General features: G+C 60.0%; 27 protein-coding genes. 19 read left to right on the forward strand and 8 right to left on the reverse strand.

What is annotated here, in order from left to right:
* Positions 1-59 precede the first annotated feature (59 nt).
* Positions 60-1388, forward strand: coding sequence for a hemolysin family protein (locus HALLA_RS15405; RefSeq protein ID WP_049954585.1), 1329 nt, complete (start codon positions 60-62; stop codon positions 1386-1388).
* A 125-nt stretch (positions 1389-1513) separates the two neighbouring features.
* Positions 1514-2938 (forward strand): aryl-sulfate sulfotransferase, encoded by a 1425-nt coding sequence (locus tag HALLA_RS15410; RefSeq protein ID WP_049954382.1) that lies wholly within the window; start codon positions 1514-1516, stop codon positions 2936-2938.
* A 160-nt stretch (positions 2939-3098) separates the two neighbouring features.
* Here the strand turns inward: HALLA_RS15410 and HALLA_RS15415 are convergent, their stop codons facing one another.
* The 3 genes from HALLA_RS15415 to HALLA_RS15425 all read right to left on the reverse strand — a co-directional run bounded on the left by HALLA_RS15415 (position 3099) and on the right by HALLA_RS15425 (position 4945).
* The gene (locus HALLA_RS15415) at positions 3099-3392 is read right to left on the reverse strand and encodes a HalOD1 output domain-containing protein (RefSeq protein ID WP_157231406.1); all 294 of its coding nucleotides are present in this window, start codon (positions 3390-3392) and stop codon (positions 3099-3101) included.
* A 126-nt stretch (positions 3393-3518) separates the two neighbouring features.
* Positions 3519-4169, reverse strand: coding sequence for a helix-turn-helix domain-containing protein (locus HALLA_RS15420; RefSeq protein ID WP_049954384.1), 651 nt, complete (start codon positions 4167-4169; stop codon positions 3519-3521).
* Between the two features lie 251 nt (positions 4170-4420).
* A complete protein-coding gene (locus tag HALLA_RS15425) occupies positions 4421-4945 on the reverse strand; it encodes a DedA family protein (protein ID WP_049954385.1) in 525 nt (174 codons plus the stop codon).
* Between the two features lie 317 nt (positions 4946-5262).
* Between HALLA_RS15425 and HALLA_RS15430 the strand changes: the two genes are divergently transcribed.
* From HALLA_RS15430 to HALLA_RS15450, 5 genes are all read left to right on the forward strand, one after another.
* Positions 5263-6264, forward strand: coding sequence for a metal ABC transporter substrate-binding protein (locus HALLA_RS15430; RefSeq protein ID WP_049954386.1), 1002 nt, complete (start codon positions 5263-5265; stop codon positions 6262-6264).
* Complete coding sequence (locus tag HALLA_RS15435) at positions 6261-6482, forward strand: DUF7511 domain-containing protein (protein WP_049954387.1); 222 nt, start codon at positions 6261-6263, stop codon at positions 6480-6482. Before HALLA_RS15430 ends, HALLA_RS15435 begins: the two co-directional genes overlap by 4 nt.
* Positions 6479-7237, forward strand: coding sequence for a metal ABC transporter ATP-binding protein (locus HALLA_RS15440; protein ID WP_049954388.1), 759 nt, complete (start codon positions 6479-6481; stop codon positions 7235-7237). The genes HALLA_RS15435 and HALLA_RS15440 overlap by 4 nt, the downstream gene beginning before the upstream one ends.
* A 1-nt stretch (position 7238) precedes the next feature.
* Positions 7239-8297 carry a metal ABC transporter permease gene (locus HALLA_RS15445; protein WP_084569062.1) on the forward strand — a complete coding sequence of 353 codons (1059 nt, stop codon included), beginning with the start codon at positions 7239-7241 and terminating at the stop codon, positions 8295-8297.
* A gap of 261 nt (positions 8298-8558) precedes the next feature.
* On the forward strand, positions 8559-9038 hold the full coding sequence (locus HALLA_RS15450; protein ID WP_049954389.1) for a metal-dependent hydrolase: 480 nt from the start codon (positions 8559-8561) through the stop codon (positions 9036-9038).
* On the opposite strand, the gene HALLA_RS15455 is transcribed toward HALLA_RS15450, so the two are convergent.
* Entirely contained in the window at positions 9003-10016 is a 1014-nt protein-coding gene (locus HALLA_RS15455; protein WP_049954390.1) for a lysylphosphatidylglycerol synthase transmembrane domain-containing protein, read from the reverse strand. The two genes, HALLA_RS15450 and HALLA_RS15455, sit on opposite strands and share 36 nt — an antisense overlap.
* Positions 10017-10131: 115 nt before the next feature.
* Here HALLA_RS15455 and HALLA_RS15460 point away from each other — a divergent pair, with 115 nt between their 5' ends.
* The 5 genes from HALLA_RS15460 to HALLA_RS21130 all read left to right on the forward strand — a co-directional run bounded on the left by HALLA_RS15460 (position 10132) and on the right by HALLA_RS21130 (position 15215).
* Positions 10132-11700 (forward strand): sulfatase, encoded by a 1569-nt coding sequence (locus HALLA_RS15460; RefSeq protein WP_049954391.1) that lies wholly within the window; start codon positions 10132-10134, stop codon positions 11698-11700.
* Positions 11701-11823: 123 nt separating this feature from the next.
* Complete coding sequence (locus tag HALLA_RS15465) at positions 11824-12687, forward strand: hypothetical protein (RefSeq protein ID WP_049954392.1); 864 nt, start codon at positions 11824-11826, stop codon at positions 12685-12687.
* A gap of 85 nt (positions 12688-12772) precedes the next feature.
* Positions 12773-13768, forward strand: coding sequence for a glycosyltransferase family 4 protein (locus tag HALLA_RS15470; RefSeq protein ID WP_049954586.1), 996 nt, complete (start codon positions 12773-12775; stop codon positions 13766-13768).
* Positions 13769-14881 carry a glycosyltransferase gene (locus HALLA_RS15475; RefSeq protein ID WP_049954393.1) on the forward strand — a complete coding sequence of 371 codons (1113 nt, stop codon included), beginning with the start codon at positions 13769-13771 and terminating at the stop codon, positions 14879-14881. It begins immediately after the preceding gene.
* A gap of 166 nt (positions 14882-15047) precedes the next feature.
* A complete protein-coding gene (locus tag HALLA_RS21130; protein WP_169732153.1) occupies positions 15048-15215 on the forward strand; it encodes a hypothetical protein in 168 nt (55 codons plus the stop codon).
* Positions 15216-15348: 133 nt separating this feature from the next.
* Here the strand turns inward: HALLA_RS21130 and HALLA_RS15485 are convergent, their stop codons facing one another.
* Positions 15349-16194 (reverse strand): universal stress protein, encoded by an 846-nt coding sequence (locus HALLA_RS15485; protein ID WP_049954395.1) that lies wholly within the window; start codon positions 16192-16194, stop codon positions 15349-15351.
* Between the two features lie 196 nt (positions 16195-16390).
* Between HALLA_RS15485 and HALLA_RS15490 the strand changes: the two genes are divergently transcribed.
* The 4 genes from HALLA_RS15490 to HALLA_RS15505 all read left to right on the forward strand — a co-directional run bounded on the left by HALLA_RS15490 (position 16391) and on the right by HALLA_RS15505 (position 20370).
* On the forward strand, positions 16391-17335 hold the full coding sequence (locus tag HALLA_RS15490) for an NAD-dependent epimerase/dehydratase family protein (protein WP_049954396.1): 945 nt from the start codon (positions 16391-16393) through the stop codon (positions 17333-17335).
* Between the two features lie 135 nt (positions 17336-17470).
* On the forward strand, positions 17471-18247 hold the full coding sequence (gene proC / locus HALLA_RS15495; protein WP_049954397.1) for a pyrroline-5-carboxylate reductase: 777 nt from the start codon (positions 17471-17473) through the stop codon (positions 18245-18247).
* Positions 18240-19073: a glutamate 5-kinase gene (proB, locus tag HALLA_RS15500; protein ID WP_049954398.1), complete on the forward strand. Its 834-nt coding sequence runs from the start codon at positions 18240-18242 to the stop codon at positions 19071-19073. The genes proC and proB overlap by 8 nt, the downstream gene beginning before the upstream one ends.
* Positions 19066-20370, forward strand: coding sequence for a glutamate-5-semialdehyde dehydrogenase (locus HALLA_RS15505; RefSeq protein ID WP_049954399.1), 1305 nt, complete (start codon positions 19066-19068; stop codon positions 20368-20370). The genes proB and HALLA_RS15505 overlap by 8 nt, the downstream gene beginning before the upstream one ends.
* Positions 20371-20412: 42 nt before the next feature.
* On the opposite strand, the gene HALLA_RS15510 is transcribed toward HALLA_RS15505, so the two are convergent.
* On the reverse strand, positions 20413-20847 hold the full coding sequence (locus HALLA_RS15510; RefSeq protein ID WP_084569063.1) for a winged helix-turn-helix domain-containing protein: 435 nt from the start codon (positions 20845-20847) through the stop codon (positions 20413-20415).
* 151 nt (positions 20848-20998) lie between these two features.
* Between HALLA_RS15510 and HALLA_RS15515 the strand changes: the two genes are divergently transcribed.
* Complete coding sequence (locus tag HALLA_RS15515; RefSeq protein ID WP_049954400.1) at positions 20999-21664, forward strand: helix-turn-helix domain-containing protein; 666 nt, start codon at positions 20999-21001, stop codon at positions 21662-21664.
* 133 nt (positions 21665-21797) lie between these two features.
* Positions 21798-21947 (forward strand): DUF7560 family zinc ribbon protein, encoded by a 150-nt coding sequence (locus HALLA_RS20070; RefSeq protein WP_084569064.1) that lies wholly within the window; start codon positions 21798-21800, stop codon positions 21945-21947.
* A 24-nt stretch (positions 21948-21971) separates the two neighbouring features.
* On the opposite strand, the gene HALLA_RS15520 is transcribed toward HALLA_RS20070, so the two are convergent.
* Positions 21972-22424 carry a pyridoxamine 5'-phosphate oxidase family protein gene (locus HALLA_RS15520; RefSeq protein ID WP_049954401.1) on the reverse strand — a complete coding sequence of 151 codons (453 nt, stop codon included), beginning with the start codon at positions 22422-22424 and terminating at the stop codon, positions 21972-21974.
* Between the two features lie 176 nt (positions 22425-22600).
* Between HALLA_RS15520 and HALLA_RS15525 the strand changes: the two genes are divergently transcribed.
* The gene (locus HALLA_RS15525; protein WP_049954402.1) at positions 22601-22933 is read left to right on the forward strand and encodes a cupin domain-containing protein; all 333 of its coding nucleotides are present in this window, start codon (positions 22601-22603) and stop codon (positions 22931-22933) included.
* 127 nt (positions 22934-23060) lie between these two features.
* Here HALLA_RS15525 and HALLA_RS15530 read toward each other — a convergent pair whose 3' ends face one another.
* Positions 23061-23423, reverse strand: a complete 363-nt coding sequence (locus tag HALLA_RS15530) for a hypothetical protein (protein WP_049954403.1) — start codon at positions 23421-23423, stop codon at positions 23061-23063.
* Positions 23424-23539: the final 116 nt, after the last annotated feature.

A 23539-nucleotide genomic window follows, 5' to 3' on the forward strand; every position in this document is an offset into this window, starting at 1 on the left:
AGCGAGACGATCACCATCGACCGAAGAACACCAGCAAAGACGTTCACGTGGAGGTCTCGATGGTAGATCTCGCAATTTCGATTGCACAGCTCGCGGCTGCGCTTTTTCTGGTCTTCTTAAACGGCTTCTTCGTCGCGGCGGAGTTCGCCTACGTCCGCATTCGGTCCACAGCAGTCGAACAACTGGCCGCAGAGGGCCGAACCGGGTCGGCAATCCTGCAAGAAGCCGTCGACAATCTCGACAATTATCTCGCGGTGACCCAGCTCGGAATTACCCTCGCCTCGCTCGGCCTGGGGTGGCTCGGTGAGCCGGCCATCGCTGCCCTGCTCGAGCCGGTGTTCGAGCCGTTGCTGCCAGAAAGCGTGATCCACATCGTCGCCTTCGCGATCGGCTTTAGCATCATCACATTCCTCCACGTCGTCTTCGGCGAACTCGCGCCGAAGACGATTTCGATCGCCCAACCCGAGCGGATCGCCTTGCTCGTCTCGCCACCGATGAAACTCTTTTACTATCTGTTCGTCCCCGGTATCATCGTCTTCAACGGGACTGCGAACCGGTTCACGCGACTGATCGGGATTCCGCCCGCCTCGGAGACGGACGAGACGCTCACAGAAGAGGAGATCCTAACCGTCCTCAGCCGATCCGGCCACGAGGGTGAAATCGGTGTGACTGAAGTAGAGATGATCGAGCAAGTGTTCACGCTCGACGATACGACCGCTCTGGACGTGATGGTTCCTCGGCCGGACGTCGAAACCCTCCGGGCAGACCTCTCGCTCCCAGAGATTCGATCACGGATCCTCGAGGCAGATCACACCCGATATCCCGTCGTCGATGCCGAAGATTCCGATCAGGTAATCGGATTCATCGACATCAAAGACGTGTTGCGCGCGAGCGAGTCGATCGAGGAGGGGACATCCAGCACAATAACGGCCGGTGAGATCGCTCGGGAGATTCCGATCGTTCCGGAGACGACATCAATCGCCGATATCCTGGCCCGGTTCCAGCGCGACCGAGGACAACTAGCCGTGGTTGTCGACGAGTGGGGGGTATTCGAGGGGCTCGTTACTGTCGAAGATATCGTCGAGCAGATCGTCGGTGATCTTCGCGACGAGTTCGACGCCGACGAACCCTCGATCGAGCGCCGCGACGACACCTACATCGTTGACGGGTCCATGTCCGTCTCAGCGGTCGACGAGCATCTCGATGCCGAATTCGAATCGGACGACTTCGGCACCATCGGCGGCTTCGTGCTGAACGAACTGGGCCGGGCCCCCGAAGCCGGCGATCGAGTCTCCGTCGATGGCTACACGTTCACAGTAGCCGATATCGACGGTGCTCGGATAACGTCGCTGCTGGTCCGTCAATCCGACTCCGCAGCGAGCGAGTGATCGGACAGCAGAGCGCAGAGCAGGTACCAGCGCCGACCGTATAGAAAAAATACTAATATCTTGCTCGAAGAACAAAACACAATGGAGTTCCAAACGACGTACCGATACCCGGTAGTGACCGCTTCGTGACGGACCGGTCGCTCCCTTCGCTGGCGGAGGTGCGATCAGTAGTCTCGCGAAATCGGATTCGTATCGTACTAGTTGCCCTGATCCTGCTCTCTGCTGGCGTCGTCATCGACGGCGCAACTGGAGATGAGACATCGACGGCGACAGAGGCGGACGTTCCCGAAGCGCCGGAGACGGATAATCACACGGTCGTCACCGAATCCGGGCGAGCAGGGACGATAACCGTCTACTCGCCCGACGGCGAAGTCGAGTACTACAACAACTCGAGAACGAAGTACTTCGACGCTGATCCGGTCGAAGGTGATCCGATGACGATCGAATACACGGCGACGGATACGATCCACTCGGAAGGACCGACGTGTAGTGATCCGCCGTGTGCGCGAAACGTCCTAGAGCGCGTCGATCTCGAGGATGAAGATCCCGAGCCCGAAGTCATCTACGAGCGCTACGATTACAAGGAGACCGCCGGCGAGTGGCACGACTCGTCGCGGATCAACGAGACCCACGTCGCCATCGCCGATATCGTCGCCGACCAGGTGTTCATCGTGAACACGGAAACGGAAGTCGTCGAGTGGCTCTGGGACGCACAGAGCGACTATCCGGTCGAAGAAGGCGGGCCGTATCCGGAAGACTGGGCCCACATTAACGACGTCGAGTACATCGACGAGGGCGAACACGAGGGTCGAATCATGGCCAGCCTTCGTAATCAGGACCAGGTCGTCTTCCTCGATCAGGAGGAGGGACTGGTCGAAGACTGGACGCTCGGAGACGAGAACGACTACGACGTCCAGTACGAACAGCACAACCCCGATTACATCCCCGAATCAGAGGGCGGTCCGGCGATCGTCGTCGCCGACTCCGAGAACGGACGCGTACAGGAGTTCCAGCGTGAAAACGGCGAGTGGAATCGGAGTTGGGAGTGGCAAGACGAGCAGATCCAGTGGCCTCGAGACGCCGACCGACTCCCCAACGGAAACACGCTTATCGCCGACTCCCACGGGAACCGCGTCATGGAGGTAAATCAATCGGGCGACATCGTCTGGGAAGTCGAATCGACGCTCCCCTACGCGGCTGAACGCTTAGAGACCGGCGCAGAAAGCGAAGGTGGTCAAAGCGCGGCTGAACTCGGACTGGAGTCTCGTACAGAAGAGGACGAGAGTGGCGGCGGCGATGACGACTCCGGCGGTGGCGGATTCGGATTCAACCCGATCGAATACCTCGGGAACGTCCTCGAGAACGTCCTCCCACACCGCATCTACAACGGCATGTTGTACGCGACGCCGATCTGGATGGGATCGACCGAGTTCGCCGCGATCGGACTGGGTCTGCTGACCGGATTGGCGTGGGCCGGGATGGAAATCAGGTGGCAACTTCGCGACGTAGGCGTCCGGTTCCGGGTCCCCGTTTACCGTCGAGGCGACTGAGTCGTCCACCCTCTCATTTAGATGGCACCGTTACGCCAGTAAGTACGTCTGCGGGATGACGTTCGAAGACCAGATTCACTCGAAAGCGTTTGACGAATAGAGGTTCGGAGCGTACTCTCTGAAGTTGAGTAACGTAGGGTCGTGATTTGACGGATTCCGACTACGCGTTCGGTATCGGGCTAATCTCGATCGTTCCCCTGCTAAACGCCGTCACATCAAATCCCTCATACGAAAAGGAGAGATTGCCGTTCCTCAGTCCTTCAGCGGCTGTCTCCGTAAACAGATCGTCGAGCGCCTCCGTATCAATCACGAAATGGAGCGGGGTAAGTTCACCGGGATCTCTGTCGTCGACAGCGGCTACCACCGCAACTACTGCGAGACTCGGTTGATCGCGCCTACTGTCGTACTCCGCCCGGAACGTATCTTCGTCTCCGTCGAACTCGATATCGTTCATCGAGTCGACGATCTCGACAGCACCAATCGCTTCTCGAGTGGATTCCATTACCAGAACGGAGGGGTTCCACCGGGATGACCCTAGATTTTGCTCGCGCAACACACATTTAAGTGGTGTCGATGTCGGTCACTCTTGAGTCGTTATAAGCGTACTCGCGACGAGCCGTCGAAGACTGCGTTGTAAACGCGATGAAACCGCCTGTCGACTGATCTCGAGTTCATCGGCAAGGTCGTCTTGGGTGGCATCTCTCGGCGAGTTGAAGTACCCACGAGAGTAAGCGAGCACCAACGTTGACCGCTGGCCCTCGGTCAAATCGAATTCCCCGTCTGATTCGAGCGGTGAGAGCGCGTGGAGTTGGGTAAGTTCGATGGGAATCTCGTTTGCACGACAGTACGATTGGAATTCGGAGACATTCTTTTGATCGCTACTCCTGACTTCGAACGTCCAGTTTTCCACATCCCCCAGCCCAGAAAGGAGCGTGACTTCAGTGTTGACGATAGCGGTTAGAACGCTTTCGTGGTCGAGGTTCCAGTCGATCCGGACGAACAGTTGCTCAGCTAACTCATCGATTACTCTAAACTCATCGACGCCTTCATCGGCGCTCAGGTCAGCCTCGAGGTCGCCGATGTTCTCCGAGTAAATCCAGAAGTACGGTATGACGGCATCGCTCGTCGGAACGACGCGATCCAGTTCGATGCTGGCGTCTGGTAACTCTTCGAAGATCGTGTTCAACGGGAATTCGGGTTGATCGACGGTGAACGAGGCTTCGATAGCCATAGATTCGATTAGCTGCTACCCTCCTTTCGAGTTTCCCGTTGCTGGTGCATGGTACGGCAAAACGTTCTCTGGTCAAACGATGATACGTCCGACTATGGCCGGCATCAACTGTAATCGATTCCGACCGAAAGGGCTGGATCGTCTCACGTTCTGAGACCGTATTCGGTGTGTCCAGACTCGCTTGAAGGCCGCTCGAGAATTCTTCGCGGTCACGAGACGGCCGACCGGACACTCAAGTCGCTCCATCGAAGCTACCAGATCAACAGGTGGCCACCGATCAGGTAGAGTCCGGCGAGGATCGACTGGAATGAGAGCGATCCGAGCGCCGAGAGGACGAGGAATGTCCGGCCGTTCATCTCGGAGAGACCGGCAGGAATCGTTAGCAAGCCTCTGACGAACAGCATCGAGTTACTCACGGCGACGGCGATCCCGCCCCAGCGATCGAACCAGCCGTCGAACCGCTCGAGTCGCGATTCCGTGACCGGGAACCACCGTTTCTCGAGAATGTACTCCCGGCCGGCACGGTGGACGAGATAAAACAGGATCACCTGTCCGATCGTCGTTCCGACGACCGCGATGGCGACGATAGTGATCACCTCCGGAATCGACGATCCGATCAGCGCCAGCGCGGCGGGGACGACGAGTTCGCTCGGCATGAACCGAAGCATCATCGCCCCCTCGAGGATACAGATTCCGAACAGTACCAGCAAGGCGAGCTCCGACGTCAGCATCGACTCGAGCCAGGTCGGCATTGCCTCGAGTTGAGGCGGATTCATTACTGGTGAATAGATCACCCGAAATGTAAGCGTTATTGATTCGTGGAGGTGCGTGTGGACAGTGCTGTCCGACCACAGATGGCAGTATTCTGGAAGCCACCTCGACACTATTCGCCGGTTTAACGAGGAAGTTAGGGACTCCAGCGGCAGTGAAGAGGCGATTGCGTCGACTGCTCGAGTCTGGATTGCAAATGACCGACACGAAAGTGGCCGACGCGACCTGCCGCTGGGTTGAACGTAGTCGTCGCTGCGGGGATTATTAACACTCACTTCAGAACCACAATGATTATTATTTTCTCCTTCAATCTTAATAACGCATGCCACAACAGACTCGGCGACGATTCGTGGAGATCGGGTTGGGAGCTGCTGCCATCGGCGCGATCGGCGGATGCTTGTCGAATCCGACGGGTAGCGACAGTGAGGAAACAGTCGTCCAGACGTCGTTTTTCGTAGTCGGTGACTTCGCGGACGCCATCGCGGGTGACGCTGCGACGGCAGAGACGCTGGTCCCGGTCGGACAGCACGGCCACGGGTGGGAGCCAGGCCCGCAGATCCAGGGAACGGTATCCGAGTCCGATCTGTTCGTTCGTGTGGCCGAGGGGTTCCAGCCGTGGGCAGACGACCTCGTGGAAACCCTCGAGGACGACGATGCCGACGTTCAGTTCATCACCGCCGGAGCGGACGTCGACCACCTCGAAGTCGGCCAGGGGCACGATCATGGAAGCGATGGCCACGATCACGAATCAACTCAGTCCACCACCGAGGACGGTCACGATCACACCGTCGACGATCCACACTTCTGGCTCGATCCGGCACGCGCAAGAACGGCCGTCGAGACCATCCGCGACGCGTTCGTCGCCGTCGACGGGGCCAACGAGGATGCATACGTCGAAAACGCCGAGGAGTACCGGGCCAGGCTCGAGGAACTCGACGAGACGTTCGAATCGACGCTCACGGACGCATCGGGGGACGTCGTACTCGTCGCCGGCCATAACGCGTACCAGTATCTCGGACACCGCTACGAGTTCGAGATCGAGACGCTGACGGGACTGGCCCCCGACAGTCGGCCGACCCCGGCGGATATCGAGCGAGCGCAGGAGATCATTGCAGAACACGACCTCGAGTACGTCTGTGCCGACCCGCTAGAATCGCAAACGGCTGCCGAGCAACTCGTCGAGGAGACGGACGCGACCGATATCCTCCCGCTGACGCCGATACCAGGCCAGACACAGGAGTGGGCTGACGACGGCTGGGGGTACGTCGATATCATGGAGAAGATCAACCTCGAAACGCTGACGGAGGTACTCGACGGACGATGACCGGTTCGTCACCGACCGACTACGAACCGAAGCGGATGGGTTCGCCAACGCCGGGACCGATCGATCCGTCTCGATCCGAGCTACTGTCAGTCGTCCTCGGGCCGACTGAGCGACTGGTCTGTACGATCTATCCGCCGGACGTGGCCGCTCCCTACCGGACGACGACGTGGATCACAGCCTCGGGGAGCGCGTTCGTCGACCTCGAGGGGATGCGATGATGTCCGGCCGAGCGTCCGAACCGATCGTCAGCGTCGACGAGGTCACCTTTCGATACGGCGAGCAAGCGGTCCTCGAGGACGTGTCGCTCACCGTCGAACCAGGCGCGTTCCTCGGACTGGTCGGGCCGAACGGAAGCGGCAAAAGCACGCTAATCGAACTCGTTCTCGGGATCAAACGTCCTGACTCGGGATCAGTGGTTCTCTTCGGCGACCGCGCTCACGAGTTCGACGAGGGCGAGCAGATCGGGTACGTCGCACAGGATGCTACAGAGACAGCTCAGGAGATGCCGATAACGGTGCGTGAGGTCGTCACGATGGGACGATACCCTCGTCGGCTCTTCGGCCGGTTCTCGCGAGCGGATCGACGGGCGATCGACGAAGCGCTCGAACGCGTCGGGATCGCGGATCTCGCGTCCCGTCGCATCGGCCGGCTCTCCGGCGGACAGCGACAACGCGTGTTCATCGCTCGCGCGCTGGCGTCCGAAGCGGACCTCCTGATTCTCGACGAACCGACCGTCGGCGTCGATGCCGAGTCGCGAGAAGCGTTCTACACGCTTCTAAGTGATCTGAATGCAACCGGACTCACCATCGTCCTCATCGAACACGACATCGGCGTCGTCACCACGCACGTGACGGACATCGCCTGTCTCAACCGCAAGCTGTACTTCGACGGTGATCCGAAGGAATTCGTTGAGACGGACGCTCTCGCGCAAGCCTACGGGTCAGACCAGCACGTTATTCAGCACGATCACTGATATGCTCGATTGGTATACTCTACTTGGTGTGGACGGAACATCCGCCGTCGCCACGATTCAGTTACTCGACCTCCTGTACGGGGTCTTCGAGTGGTTCCTCGAGGACGCGTACGGCACCATGATGGACCGTCTCGCGGAGATTCTGGGCGTGCGGATGCTCGGATACCCCTACATGCAGCGAGCCTACCTCGCTGCAGTGTGTATCGCCATCATCGGACCGATCGTCGGAACGTTCCTCGTCCACCGTGAGATGGCGATGATCGGGGATACGCTCTCCCACACCGCCTTCGCGGGTGTCGCCGTCGGTCTGTTCATCAATGCGACGTTTTCACTGTCGCTGTCACCGCTGCTCACTGCCTTCGTGGTGGCGGTCATCACGGCGTTGCTCGTCGAGTTGCTGATCGAATACGCCGATACGTACAGCGATACGTCATTGGCGATTGTATTGACCGGCGGATTCGCGATCGGGAGCATTCTCATCACTGCGACAGACGGCGGGATCGCCGTCGGGATCGACGCCTACCTCTTCGGTAGCCTCGCGACCGTTTTGAAGGCGGATACCGGACTGCTGGTCTTCATGAGTTTGCTGGTCGGCGGAGTCGTTTCGCTGGCGTACCGTCCGCTGGTATACGTCACGTTCGACGCGACGGCTGCCCGCGCAGCGAGGATTCGGGTTCGACGCTACAAACGACTCATGGTCGTGCTCACAGCGTTCGTCGTCGTGAGTGCGATGCAGATCATGGGCGTCATCTTGGTCGTGGCGATGCTCGTCGTACCGGTTGCGACCGCGGCACTGGTCGCCCAGAGTTTCAAACAATCTATCGCACTCGCGATACTCGCCGGCGAGTTCGCGGTGATCATCGGTGTAACGGTCTCGTACGCTTACGATATCGCCGCCGGTGGTTCGATCGTCATCTCGGCAATCGGCGTGTACGCCACCGTGCTTGGGTTGGAAAAGCTGGCTCGCGAAACCCCAATTTCGACGGTGATGAAATGGGGGCGAAACCACGAGAAACGTGGTGAGGATGGTAGTAAAGCCGGCAGCGGAGAAGAGGACTAAGTCGACGCGAGCGCCGCGGCGACTCGAAGCGAACCTGTCGCCGACTTCTCGTACTACCTCTCGGCCAGACGTTCGCGAAGACGGCTCTCGTCGCCGGAAAGGGTGAGAAAACAACTCTCACCGCCGAAAACGTTGCTACGAAAGGCTGATCGAATTCGGACATGTGTCCCTGATGTACTGTCATACACCACAAACGCTGAGCTGAAAGCACCAACAGGACGACCCCAAGGTATGTGTATTCGCCGTCCGAACCGACCGGCGATGGAAGGTGAGCGCGTCGTGTTTCTGTCCATCGCGTTCGCAACCCACGCTCTCGTGGGGTACGCCCTCGTTCGCGGGTTCACCGACGCGGACGCACGAATCGGGCTCGTCTTCGGCCTCGTTCCCGACGGCGATTTCCTGTTTCCCGCTACGTGGGGCTGGCCGTTCGTTCACCGCGGGCTCACCCACACACCAGTGTTCGCGCTTACGATCGTCATCGTGGTGTACGCCCTCCGGCGGGATCGGTCGATCACACTCGCCGTCGCCCTCGCCATCGGATCACATCTCGCGATCGACTCGCTGTCTTCGAAAGGGATCGATTGGGTGTTCCCGCTGGCAGAGACCGCCGGGCCCGGACTCAGCGTTCATGGGCCGGTTGCAACGATCGTGCTCTGGACCGCGTCGATCGGTCTTCTCGTGGTCCGGACGGACGTTCTCGAGCGGTCATCGGAACGCTCGGACCCCGAACCTCGATACTGAGATGCCGCCGATCACCACGGGCATCCAGTAAATCGCACCCCTGAAAATGAGAACGGCGGCGGTGATAGCCGACGCCCCTATTCCGGTGGTCGGAACGAGTAGCGTGACGAACGCCGCATCGATTCCGCCGAGCCCTCCAGGAAGCGGGGCCGCACCGGCGAGGTTCGCGAGTGGAATCACGAACAGGAGAACGGCCGGTGAGACGGCGTAGCCGATCGCTTCGAACGCCACAAGCAGCGCGGCCACCTGAAAAAGCCAGCCGACCAGTGAGAGTCCAACAGCGGAACTGAGACGCCATCGATCAGTTCCCACACGCTCGATATTCGCGAAGAATCGACCCAGTCGTTCTTTGAGGTCTTTCTCGAGGGCGTCTGCGTCGAAACGGTCGAGGCGACCGAGTCGTGGTGCGACGAGGCCCGGAAGTCGATCGACAAGTACGTGTCTCCATCGCCACAGGAGAACGATAACGGCCACGATGCCACCGATCAGCACGACCGCGGAGGCGACGGTATTCTCGAGTTGCTGATTGATGGCGGTCGTGGTCGCATAGTAGCCGATGCCCGCGAGGATGAGCGAGATCGACGGAACGACGTTGAGTACGTCGACGGTCGCGATGCCGGCGAGACCGGTCTCGTAGCGCGCATCCGACGCCTCGGAGATCAGCAACGCTGCAATGGGTTCGCCGCCGGCCTGCCCGAACGGCGTAACGTTGTTCGAGAAGACGGCACCGGTGTAGACCAAAAACGCCGTACTGACCGAGACGTGGACGTCGAGCGAGGCGAGCACCGTCCGAAGCATCAATCCCCAAGCCGCAAGCCAGCAGAGTGCGAGCGCGAACGTCGCGACGACCAACAATGGATCCGCCGAGAGCAGCGAGTCGATGATGTTGCGCGCTCCGACGGCAAAGAACAGGACGGCAAAGACCGCAATCGTCCCGATCCCGCCGATAAGGAGTGCACGCCTATTTCGCTCGTCCATGCCTGGTATCGATCCTTAGTGAACTTGAAACGTCTGGTTGGCGTCTGCGGGCAGTTTGCCATCGGTGATCTCGTCTCCAATCGATTTATTTAGATAGGCCCAATCGTCTCCGATAATGGAGAATACGTCTGGATCGAACGTCCTCTTCGTCGTGTTGGATACCGTTCGGAAGGACCACCTCGGCCCGTACGGGTACGAACGGGAGACGACGCCGGAGCTCTCGAGGTTCGCACAGGAGGCGACCGTTTTCGACTCGGCCGTTGCACCCGCGCCGTGGACGCTTCCGGTTCACGCCTCGCTGTTTACCGGGCGCTATCCGAGCCAGCACGGGGCCGACCAGGGGAGCCCGTACCTCGACGAGACGCCGACGCTCGCGTCGATCCTGTCGGCGACCGGCTACGACACGGCATGTTACTCCTCGAACGCCTGGATAACGCCGTACACCGGCCTCACCGACGGGTTCGAACACCAGGACTCGTTCTTCGAGGTGCTTCCCGGAGACGTCCTCTCGGGTCCGTTAGCCAGCGCGTGGCAGTCCGTCAACGACAACGAGTACCTCCGCGAGTTGGCGTCGAAACTCGTCCACCTCGGCGCGATGGCCCACGCCAAACTCGCGAGCGGCGAAGGATCCGACTCGAAGACCCCGACGGTCATCGACCGGACGAAATCGTTCATCGACGAGAGCGACAGCGATCAGGGCTGGTTCGCGTTCGTCAACCTGATGGACGCACACCTGCCGTACTACCCGCCCGAGCAGTACCGCAAGGAGTTCGCCCCGGGCGTCGACCCCAGCGAGGTTTGTCAGAACTCCAAAGAGTACAATTCGGGCGCTCGCGACATCGACGACGAGGAGTGGGAAGACATTCGATCGCTGTACGACGCCGAGATCGCGCACATGGACGCCGAACTCGGCCGACTGTTCGCCTGGCTTCGCGAAACCGGCCAGTGGGAGGAGACGACCGTCGTCGTCGCTGCCGACCACGGCGAACTCCACGGCGAACACGACCTCTACGGACACGAGTTCGCCCTCTACGACGAACTCATCAACGTGCCGCTCATGGTCAAACACCCCGACCTCGAGGCCGACCGGAACGGGTACCTCGTCGAATTACTCGACTGTTATCACACAGTCCTCGACGCGCTAGACGTCGACCCGACCGCGGTCGAGGCCGACATCGACGGCGATGTTCGCGATTTCGACTCGACACGATCGCTACTCTCGAGCGAGTACCGGGCGTTCGACGCTTCCGGGGAGACGGACATTGGCCAGGAGGCCGTCCTCGAAAGCGATGACGACTACGCGTTCGTCGAGTACGCCCAGCCGGTGATCGAACTCCACCACCTCGAAGAGAAAGCGAGCGACGGCGGCATTGAGTTACCCGACGATCACCGCGCGTACTCACGGTTGCGGTCGGCCCGAAGCACCGACGCGAAGTACGTTCGCGCCGACCGGATTCCAGACGAAGGGTACCGACTCGACGACGATCCAGACGAAGAAACGTCGATCGATCCGAACGAAGACAACGTAGTCGCTGAGGCCGAACGGGCACTCTCACGCTTCGAGAAAGCTGCAGGCGGCGCGTGGGACGACCCATCCGACGCGGATCCCGAGGACGGCGACGGGTTAGCCGAGGCAGACGAAGAAACCCGAGACCGGCTCCGCGAACTCGGTTATCTCGAGTAACCGAGTTACGAGCGCATCCGTTTCCGGCCCATTACCGGTGAGATAGACCAAATCTCTCTTTTTCATTGACAATTCATAGACCAATAAGATTACGTATGCTGGCTCGCAACTGCCTCGCAAGCGATGGAGGATCAACAGTTCCTCGAGTCTGAATGGGATTATTGCGTCGTGTTGGATGCATGCCGATACGACGTGTTCAGTGAGGTGTACGAAGAGTATCTCGAGGGGACGCTAGAAAAACGCTGGAGTACCGGTTCGTCGACGCCGGAGTGGGCGTATCGGACGTTCGACAGTAAACACGACATCGCATATTTTTCGGGAAATCCGTTTATCAACGATCTGGGGATCCCACTGAACGAACTCAAGTGGGGAGCGAGTTGTGAGTACGAGTGGTCGGCGACGGATCACATTACCAACGTCTTCGACGTCTGGAAGACTGGGTGGGACGACGACCTCGGAACGGTTCCGCCCGAAAGTCTCGAAGAGGCGTTCCGAACCAACTCGGCGGCCGTTGAAGCGGCTGATCGGACGGTCCTGCACTATATGCAGCCCCACGCGCCGTATCTCTCTCGGGGCAAAGGACAGAAACTCAAACAGATCCAAAAGGGCATTCGACGACAGGAAGAAGCCGAGAACTCGGATGAAGAAGAAGAATCGGGAGCGCTCTCGTCGCTCGGTGACACCATCCGGCCCAAAGTCGAGAGTCGACTCGAGGATAGCGAGCTCGCACAGAAAGCGGGCCTCTGGCTGGAACTCGACCCCACGGAACTGGTGCGAAACGGTACTCGAGAGGCCGCGCTGGAGCTGTACGAGGAGAACCTCCGAATCGCCCTCGAGGCCGTCGCCGACCTCATCTCGGAACTCGATGGAACGGTCGTCGTTACCGCAGACCACGGCGAAGCGTTCGGCGAGCAGGGGGTCTGGGAACATCACATCGAAACGCACATTCCACCGCTGATGGAGGTACCGTGGCTCGAAGTCGAGTAACAATCAGTTGCGCTCGAGTGCCCGAAACAGCGAACGATTCGGCCCGGTCGTGTCGGTGGGGTCGGGGAGGATCACTATGACCGGAATGAAAATCAGCCACTATTTCGAATTCGAGGATCACGTCACCGGCGGCATCCGCGAGTCGGTCGCCCACCAGCGGAAGATACTGGATCGGTTGGATCTGCGGTACTCGACCGATCCGACCCTCAACGGCGACGCCTTCCACTGCAACCTGATGGGGCCTCGCTCGGTCTGGTATGCGAAACGCGCTCGAGCGCGTGACATCCCCGTCGTCGCACATACCCACGTCACTGCCGAGGACTTCGGTGACAGTTTTCGGTTTACCAATGCACTGGCCAAACCCCTGAAACCGTATCTCGAGTGGGCTTACGGATTGGCCGATGCGCTGGTCTGTCCCTCCGAGTACAATCGGGGCGTGATCGAGGAGTACACTGATACGCCGACGCGAGTGATTTCGAACGGCGTCGACCGACAGAAACTCGAGGGGTTCGAATCCCTCAGATCGGAGTATCTCGAGCGGTACGACCTCGAACCGCCCGTCGTCTTTCTCGTCGGCCACGTCATCAAACGGAAAGGCCTCGAGACGTTCGTCGAGTTGGCTCGCCGAATGCCGGAGCTGGACTTCGCGTGGTTCGGACCGTTGGACCTCTCGTTGAAGGGCCGAGAGACGACACGGCTAATCGAGGGATCGCCAGACAACTGCACGTTCACCGACTACATCGACGACATTCGCGGGGCATATGCAGCCGGTGACATCTTCTGTTTCCCGACCCACGAAGAAAACGAGGGGATTGCGCTGCTCGAGGCGATGACTGCCGGTAAACCGGTTCTTGTCCGCGATATCGAGACCTTCTCGTGGCTCGAGGACGGAACGGACTGTCTGAAGGTATCGCAGTCGGCCGGCGGATCCGGCGTGGCGGCGTTCGTCGACGCCCTCGAACGGCTCAAGGACCCGGAACGCAGAGAACTGCTCGGATCGAACGCCGCCGACAGAAGCGAGGCGTTCTCGCTCGAGTCGGTCGCGAATCAGTACCAGTCGCTGTACGAGGGGGTGGTCTGAATGAAGATTGGATTCTTTACGGACAGCTATTTCCCCGAGATAGATGGCGTAACGTACACGATACAACTCTGGCGCGAGAAACTCGAGGAGATGGGACACGAGGTCTACGTCGTCTATCCGGATGGCGACTACGACCCCGGCGACCGCGAGGTTCCGGTTCGATCGCTGCCGAACCCCTTCTATGCTGGCTATCGGATCCCCCTGTTCAGGCGGCCGTCGACGCTACCTGATCTCGACATCGTCCACTGTCACGGTCCCGCACCAGTTGGCATGCTAGGGCGATACTACGCGCGTAAACACGAGATTCCGACGATCTACACTCATCACACACCGCTCGAGGAGTACTTCCACCAGAACGTGAGATTCGAGTCTGTTGCACAGGCACTCTCGAAGTGTTACGTTCCGCTGGAGAACTCCTTCCTCGAGAGCTTCGAAATCGTAACCGCCTCGACGGCGAGGATCGAACGCACCGTCAATCACGTCCAGCTTCCGGTGGGGATCGACATGGAGTTCTTCCAGCCAACGGACGAAGTCTGGTATTCATCCGTCGACAAACCCGTAATCGGGTACAGCGGGCGACTCAGCATGGAGAAAAACGTCGACGACATTCTTCGAGTCGCCGGGAAGCTCCCCGAATACGAGTTCGTCATCGTCGGGGAAGGGCCCTACCGCTCCCGTCTCGAGGCGAACGCACCGGACAACGTCGAACTTCGAGATTTCCTCCCTCGCGAAGAGTTGCCGACGTTTTACTCCTCACTCGATGCGTTCGTAACGGCCTCGACGGCAGACACCCTGGGGCTCTCGACGCTCGAGGCCAATGCCTGTGGCACGCCGGTCATCGCCGCCGACGTTCCGCCGTTCGATCAGACGATCGGTCCCGACAACGGCAGCCGCTTCGAGTACGGGAACATCGCGGAGATGGCCGATACTATCGAGAGCTGTCTCGAGACGGACCGAGAAACCAGAACGGCAGTCGAACGCTACGACGTTCGTCGCACGCTAGAGCACCTCGACCATCTGTATCGGAGCATGCAAACCTCGGCAGACGAAACGCCGACAGCGGCCGACGAACGGTGGGGGTTCTCGGAAGACTCGCCGGGATCGCTCGACTGACCGCCGAGCGGCCGACTAACGGGAGGGATCGAGCATCGCTTTTCGATCGACGTTCTTACTCTATTGAGCGGGTTCTATTGCAATCCTCAACAAGTACCAGGACTGGTGAATTCAATCGGCGGGTGTAGAAATAGACTTATCACCAGGTATCATGAAGTACGGGCATATGTCCGCAGATAACGGTTCGAAGAGGAATGCGGGTGGGGGAATTGCAGTTGGGCTCGGACTCGGAGTCGCCATCGGTGTCGCGATGGATGAGTTGGCGATGGGGATTGCCCTCGGTCTCGTATTCGGCATCGCTTTCGATTCGGTCTGGTCTCAGAGAGGAGAGTGACATCCTCTCCACCGTTTACAGCGGAATGTTCTCCTCACGGAAATTAGCGTCCACCGGTTGGATTTCAACAGAGCCACATGATGCTCCCGTGTAACCGGGTTGTAACGGCGAGTGGAATCGTTCTCGAACGGTATCAATTGAGCGTGAGGACCGGTATCGAGGTAGTCCGAAGGACTCGTTCCGTGATGCTCCCGAGGAGGTGCTGATCGATACCCCGCCGACCGTGCGTGCCCATCACGATGAGATCCGCACCCTCAGCGTTCGCGTAGTCGCTGATCTCTCGAGCGACCGATCCCGACTCGACGGCGGTCACGACGTCCTCGACGCCCTCCGTTCGTGCCGTCGCTGCGGCTTCCTCCAGCAACTCCTCAGCCGCCGCCTGCCGCTCGGCGTCGTCGCCAACGCCGAGTGTCGACTCCTCGAGAACGGTCAGCAGCGAAAGCGTCGCGTTCGTCTGCGTGGCTATCGCCGCCGCGCGTTGTAGCGCCGTCTTCGCGTGATCGCTGCCGTCGGTTGGAACGAGGATTGTTTCGTAGGGGTAGGTCGTTTCCACGTCGTCGGTCCCGCAGACCGTCAAGACGGGCATCGGTGCCGTGTTAGCCACGTGCGCCGCAACGCTTCCGAGGACGTACCGCTCGAGACCATCCCGACCGTGAGTTCCCATCACGATGAGATCGGCGTCGATGCGCGGGGCATACTGGACGATCACCTCGCGGGGATTGCCCTGAATGAGTTTCGACGTGACGGTGACGTCGTACGCCGCTGCCCGGTCGCGGGCGTCCGCGAGAACTTCTTCGCCCGTTTCCTCGAGAACGTCGACGACTTCGGTCCCGAGTCGCGTCTGGCTCGGTTCGTTCGTGTCCGCGACGTACAGAAGCGAGACGGTGCTACCCCGATCGGCAGCGATCTCGAGGGCGTGATCGAGTGCGGCAGACGAGGGGTCGCTCTCGTCGACGGGAACGAGAATCTGATCGTACATAGCTACTGTCGCATACGTTCCGGATATACTTACAAGTATTTCTGGATATTCGCCAGACACACACCTGCGTCGCTTCCCACCGCACCGACCGATCAACGCAACTGTCCTCGCTCGGTGGCGTCTCGATTTCGGTGGTGTCGATCCGATTCGTTCGTATTCCGATATCCCTATATAAACGACGGCGAAACCGCCACGTATGCAGAATGCTCGCGTACTCGTGACGGGTGCAACGGGGTTCATCGGGTCGAACCTCACGAATACGCTCGCCGAGGACAACGAGGTCATCGCGATCGACAACAGCTACCTCGGCACACCCGATAACCTCGATGCGGGGGTCACCTACGTCGAGGCCGACGTCCGCGACGAGGACCTCCCGACGGACGTCGACGTCGTCTTTCACCTCGCGGCGCTCTCGAGTCGACAAATGCTCGAGGACAATCCTCGAGAGGGAGCCGAGGTCAACATCGATGGCTTCGTCAACGTCGTCGAGCAGGCGATGGCAGACGGCTGTCGGACGGTCGTCTACGCCTCGACGTCGTCGATTTACGGGAGCCGACAGTCGCCGACGCCCGAGGACACCGAAATCGAGGCGTCGACGGGCTACGACGCGTCGATGCTCGGACGGGAACGGTACGCCGAGTACTACAACAACTTCTACGACGAACTCACGCTCGCGGGAATGCGGTTTTTCTCCGTCTATCAGGGCTACGGCGGAGCCGAAGCACATAAAGGAACGTACGCGAATACGGTCTCGCAGTTCACCGACGACATCGCGAACGGTGATTCACCCGTGTTGTGGGGCGATGGCACGCAGACGCGAGACTTTACGCACATCGACGACATCGTTCACGGCCTCGAGACGGCCGCCGACCACGAACTCGCGGGAGCGTACAACCTCGGGACCGGCGAGCCCTACTCGTTCAACGAGACAGTGGAACTGATCAACGAAAACCTCGGGACGGATATCGAGCCGGTCTACGAGCCGGTTCCGCTCGAGAACTACATCTACCACACCTGCGCCGACATCTCCAAGATTCAGGCGGAAACCGACTGGGAGCCCCGGATCGGCTTCGAGGAAGGTGTCGAACGCGTCTGTGAATCGTACCTTTCTGCGGACCAGCAACTACCGAACACGAACTGATCACGCGATCGGAATCGATCCAGTGCCGTCTCGTCCTCGAGCGGACGACACGCCGATGGCCTCCGTTCGATACTCTCGCCGGAGCGATGCAAATCAAAGTTGCTATGGTCCCCACACCACGAAGGGGGATATAGAATGGTACACGTCAGCGTCATCGGGTGCGGGAACATGGGTTCGGCCCTCATACGGGGCCTCGCCAGAACCGGGACTCACACGGTCACAGCCTGTGACGTCGACCCGCAGGCTCTCGATTCGGTTACGGAATTTTGTTCGAACACGACGACGGACCTCGAGACGGCTGCCGAGGCGGAGATCGTCTTCGTCGTCGTCAAGCCGGATATCACCGGAACGGTCGTCGAGGATCTCGATCTCTCTGCGGAGCAGACGCTCGTCTCTATCGCCGCCGGCGTCTCGACGGACGTGCTCGAGGCGCGGACGGACGCGGCGGTCGTTCGGCTGATGCCGAACCTCGCTGCGGAGTCGGGGACCATGGCGGGTGCGATTTCCGGCACGGAAATCGGTGAGGATGTCACGTCCGTGCTCGAGGACGTCGGCATCGTCGTCGAGATTCACGAAGAGCAGATGGACGTCGCAACCGCGGTCAACGGCAGCGGACCCGCGTTCGTGTTTTACCTGCTAAATGCCGTCAAGCAAGCCGGGATTTCCAGCGGACTCGACCCCGAAAAGGCGGAAATCCTGGCGGCACAGACGTTCAAGGGGGCCGCGGAGACGGTGCTTCGCGACGAGCGAACCACGGACGAACTCATCGATGCGGTCTGCTCGCCGAAGGGAACGACGATCGAAGGGATGAACGTTCTCCGGAACAGCAGCGTCGAAGAGACGGTCGCAGAGGCGGTGGCCGCGGCCGAAGAACGATCTAGCGAACTCGCAGCAGAGGTTGCCAATGAGTGATACGATCGAAATGAACGACGTCGACACCGCACGACGACTCGCAGCCAACGCAGATCGGGCCGTCGTGAAGGCGGGAACGAACTCGCTGACCGACGAACAGTCGAACCTCGACGACGACAAACTCGACAAACTCGTCGACGACGTTCAGGACCTACGCTCGAGCGGGACGGACGTGTTGCTCGTCTCCTCGGGTGCCGTCGGTGCCGGAAAGGGACGAGTCGGCTACGAAAGCGAGACCGTCGAGCAATCACAGGCACTGTCGACCGTCGGTCAATCCCACCTGATGCATCGGTACACGGAAAGCTTCGACCGCTACGATCAGAAAGTCGCCCAGATACTCATCACCCAGAGCGACCTCGATAATCCGGACCGGTTCACTAACTTCACGAACACCGTCGAAACGCTCCTCGAGTGGGGTATCGTTCCGATCATCAACGAAAACGACGCCGTCACGACCGAAGAGATACGAATCGGCGACAACGACATGCTCTCGTCGTCGATCGCGATCGGTTCCGAGGCCGACCTGCTGGTGACGCTGACCGACGTCGGCGGCGTCTACAGGGAGAATCCGAAGGACAATCCCGGCGCAGAACGGATCGAGGCGGTCGGGCACAACTACGGGGAGGTACAGGACCTGATCGAAAGCAGTTCCACCGCGTCTTTCGGCGGGATACAGACGAAGGTAGCGGGCGCACGGTCAGTGAGCGAACACGGAATCCCCGCCGTCATCGCCAGATCGACCGAGAAGGGTGTCCTCGAGAAAATCGATGCCGGCAAGCCAGTGGGAACCATATTCATCCCAACGAACGGTGAGACCGATGACTGAGAAATCCCCCGAAACGAAGGTCGCGGAGGCACAGACGGCCGCGCTCGAGCTGGCCAAACGGTCCGGCGAGGAACGTTCCGAAGCAATCATCTCGATCGCCGAGGCGATCGACGACCGACACGACGAGATACTCGATGCTAACGAGACGGACGTTCGCGAGGCCGAGGCGCTCCTCGAGGACGGCGAGTACACGCAGGCGCTGGTCGACCGGCTGAAACTCTCGTCGTCGAAACTCGAGGACATTGCGGAGATGGTCCGAAGCGTCGCCGACCAGGACGATCCGCTCGGGGCGACCCAGACCGCCAGACGCCTCGACGAGGATCTCGAACTGTACAAACGCACCGTGCCCATCGGGGTCATCGGAACGATCTTCGAATCGAGACCCGACGCGCTCGTCCAGATCGCCGCGCTCAGTCTCAAGTCGGGGAACGCGGTGATTCTCAAAGGCGGGAGCGAAGCGAGCGAATCGAATCGGATCCTCTTCGAGATCATTCGAGAGGCGACAACCGACATGCCCGACGGCTGGGCACAACTCGTCGAGGCGCGCGCAGACGTCGACGCCCTGCTCGAGATGGACGACTCGATCGACCTGCTGATGCCCCGCGGGAGTTCACAGTTCGTCAGTTACATCCAGAACAACACGAGCATTCCCGTGCTCGGCCACACGGAAGGCATCTGTCACGTCTACGTCGACGAGCACGCTGACCAGTCGATGGCGGTGGACATCGCCTACGACGCCAAGGTGCAGTACCCGGCAGTGTGTAACGCAGTCGAGACGCTGTTGGTCCACGAAGCCGTTGCCGAGGAATTCCTCCCCGAGATGGCCGAGCGATACACCGAAGCCGGCGTCGAGTTGCGCGGCGACGAACGGTCCCGCGAGATCGTCGATATGGAGCCTGCAACCGCCGAAGATTGGGCGACCGAATACGGCGACCTGATCCTCTCGATCAACGTCGTCGACTCGCTCGAGTCTGCGATAGAGCACATCACGACCTACGGCTCGAAACACACGGAATCGATCGTCACCGACGATTCTGATCGCGCGAGCGAGTTCATGCGGAGTCTCGACTCGGCGAGCGTGTTCCACAACGCCTCTACCCGCTTCGCCGACGGCTACCGGTTCGGACTCGGGGCCGAAGTCGGCATCAGCACCGGAAAGATCCACGCCAGAGGGCCGGTCGGCCTCGAGGGACTGACCACCTACCAGTACTACCTCGAGGGCGACGGCCACCGCGTCGCGACCTACGCCGGGGAGGACGCCAAGCCGTTCGTCCACGAAGAGATAGACGACAGCTAATCTGCAAGCGAAAAGATGCGATCCGAATTTTGACAGACCAGTTCAGTCGTCGGCAACAGCGTACGACCTACCTGCGTCGATTTCGAACTTGCCGTCATCGGACGCTTCTCCGCCTATACAACTCTCGGTTCCAGACTCGAGGGCCGTCACTTCGACCACGAGGTCGCCCCCGTCGACCGAGACGGCGACGGCGTCGAAGCGTCGTCGGTACTCGGTGGCGTGTTTGCTCGAGGTGTTGATTCGAATCCGGTCCTCGAGGAGCCCGACCTCGGCCAATTCCTCGACTTTCCGATACGTCGTCGAACTCGGGATCGCACAGCGCTCGGACAGTTCAGTCGCAGTCAGGGGTTCATCGTGCGTTGCCTCGAGGATGGTCCGACAGTCGGCATCGTTGAGCGCCCCCAGCACCGCCTGGGCATCAGCGGCGTCTTCGATTACGGTGTGTTCTTGTGTCGCCTGTGAGAGAGTAGTGCTCATTGTCTTACCTACTAGTATCGGCGCTATCGCCACCAATTGAATACCCATAAATACAGGGTATTTTATATAGGGGTGAGTATCCGGGAGGTGGCGTCGAACCCGAACACGGTCGACGGAGGGTTTAGGGGGGTGGAACCCACAACGGAAGGTAATGGCCTCGGGGATCCGCGCGGAGGTGAAACTCACCGATCCGGACGGCTGCATTGTAACACAGGCCGCCACGGAGGCAAGCGGAACCGTCCAATCGGTCTCCAAGAGCACGAGTCCGGAACAGCCCGAGCGCGTCTCCGAGGAGTTCATGCTGCAGGCGGCGGAGTATCCCGACGAGTTCGAAACTGACACCGAACTATCGCCGGTCTTTTCGTACGGCTCGAGCGAAGTCTACCGATTCGATCGGGAACTCGGTTGCGGGTGTCCCTGCGAGTGCATCGAACGCCACGGCTCGCCCGTGATCGACGTTCGAGCGAGGGAGTCTGCGCTGTTTCTCACCTTCCACGCGCCCGATATGGAGGGGTTACAGGCGATCATCGGGGAGTTACAGCGTCGGTACTCGACTCTGGATGTCCAGCGACTGCTTCAGTCACAACACGACCGCGCCGAACAGCATCTCGTCTTCGTCGATCGGAGCACGCTCACGGACCGACAAACGGAGGTGCTCGAGACGGCCCACCGAATGGGGTACTTCGACCACCCGAAACGAGCCAACGCCGGCGAGGTCGCGGACGTACTCGACATTTCCGGGACGACGTTCAGCGAACACCTCGCGGCCGCACAGACGAAACTCCTCGATGCGATCGTCGAATACGAACCGGAGTGATCGACGATTCTCGAGGGCATTGGTCAAGAAGGCTTCGAGAACTACCGGCGGCTGGCAGCGAACCGCAACCCTATATGCAATGGGCACGCAGCAATGAACAAAGACCACCGGTTCGAACGAACCGACCATCCTCATGAGTAGATACGAGTTCACCTGCCCGGAATGCGGACAAGTAATCGAGGTCAACGAGTCTATGCGCGAGGCCACGTTGACCCACGGCTGTCCAGTCTGTAGCGCCGACGTTACGGCCGCCGATTTTGCCCCTAATCAGCAAACGAGTTGAGAGGAGCGAGGCGCGGCGTCTCCGTCAGTCCGTTCGATCGATTTCCGTTCGCCGTCCGCTCAGCGACTCGGGCTCGAGGCGGTACAGTTCGATGTCGAGGTCCTGTTTGTCGTGCGCCCAGATTTCGAAGAGCGGGCGCTTCGCGTCTCCGTACTGGGCGATCTGTTCCGGCGTCAACGTCGTCGGCGGAATGGACTCGAGGACGCCGATAGCCACGACGCTCCGATAGGTCTCGTCCTGTTCGTCGTAGACGACGAGGCGAGCAGCCGGCGAGGAATCGAGAAACTGTCGTTTTTCGCTTTCCGGCGTCGATACGAGCCGCAGATAGACGACGCGATCGGTATCGTCGTACCCGTATGAAATAGGAATCGCGTAGGGGTCGTCCTCGCGCGCGAGCGACAGTACCCCCGTCTCGTGAGCGCCGAGGAAGGCATCGATCGCCTCGTCGGTCATTGCAGTCTCCTGGTCGATTGCCATCGTTTCAGTACGATGGGCAAGGGGGAACACGCTCTTTATAGTTGCCATCGCGCGGGCAGGACCGATGCAACGAAATTGATTGGCATTCGTAATACCAAGAACGGCACCCCTGTCGAAATTCGACCGAACAAGTTCGTCCCAAATATCATCCACCTGCGTTCCCAACCGGGAGACGAATGAGCGACCGCACGAATAGATCCCCGACACCCACCGAATGCGCCACGCTCGAGACGCTCGAAGGAGAACCACACGCGCGAGTATTCGAGAACGAGCCGCGAACGGTTCGACTGACGCTGGACGAAGGCGAACGGCTTCCGGCACATACCCATCCCGATCGCCAGGTCGTCTTCCATCTGCTCGAGGGACGGATGGCCGTCACGGTCGGCGAGGACCGCCACGAACTACGCGCGGGTGAACTACTCCGGTTCGACGGGGAGCAAGACGTTTCGCCGAAAGCGCTCGAGAAGAGTGTCGCAATCGTCGTGCTCGCCCAGCACGCAAACGGCTAGTCTCGGACACGGTTCACGATTTCATCGCTACTCGAGGGCCGGTGTGAGCCATCGCGATTTTGGGCCGGCAACTGCGGACCTCCACCGGATCGGGAGCGTCCACGGTTACCCTATCAACCAGCCCGATTCAATCCGAGTCCTGTTTCGCGTCCTCGATCATCGCCGCGAGTTTCTCGTCCGCGATCGATTTGAACAGGTCCTCGGAAAGCCCTCGCTGTACGTCGACGGTGAGCATCGCGTCGCAATCGTCGACGATTTCGGGAGCCCACGTTCCCTCCGCAAGCTTCGATTCGTCAGTGACGATAGCCTCGCCGTCTTCGATATCGATGAAGGCGGTGACGGTGTTCCACAGATCGACGCGCGCCGTCGACGCCTCTTCGTACAGGCCCGACAGTTGCGTGTCCCGGATCGGTTTGGACTCGACCGCCTCGCGCAGATCCTCGAGTGCAACGGCGTACTCTTCGGATTCGATCGACTCGTCGTTCGTCATCGGCTCCACCACCAGATTGACGATCTGAGACGCATACAAGTACGCGTTGGGTTAGCGACCCAAACGTAAGTACCTCGCCTTTAGCCGTGAGCGAGTATGGTAGGGTGCTTCGGCCG

Origin of the sequence: Halostagnicola larsenii XH-48, assembly GCF_000517625.1 — an archaeon.
Lineage (GTDB): Archaea > Halobacteriota > Halobacteria > Halobacteriales > Natrialbaceae > Halostagnicola > Halostagnicola larsenii.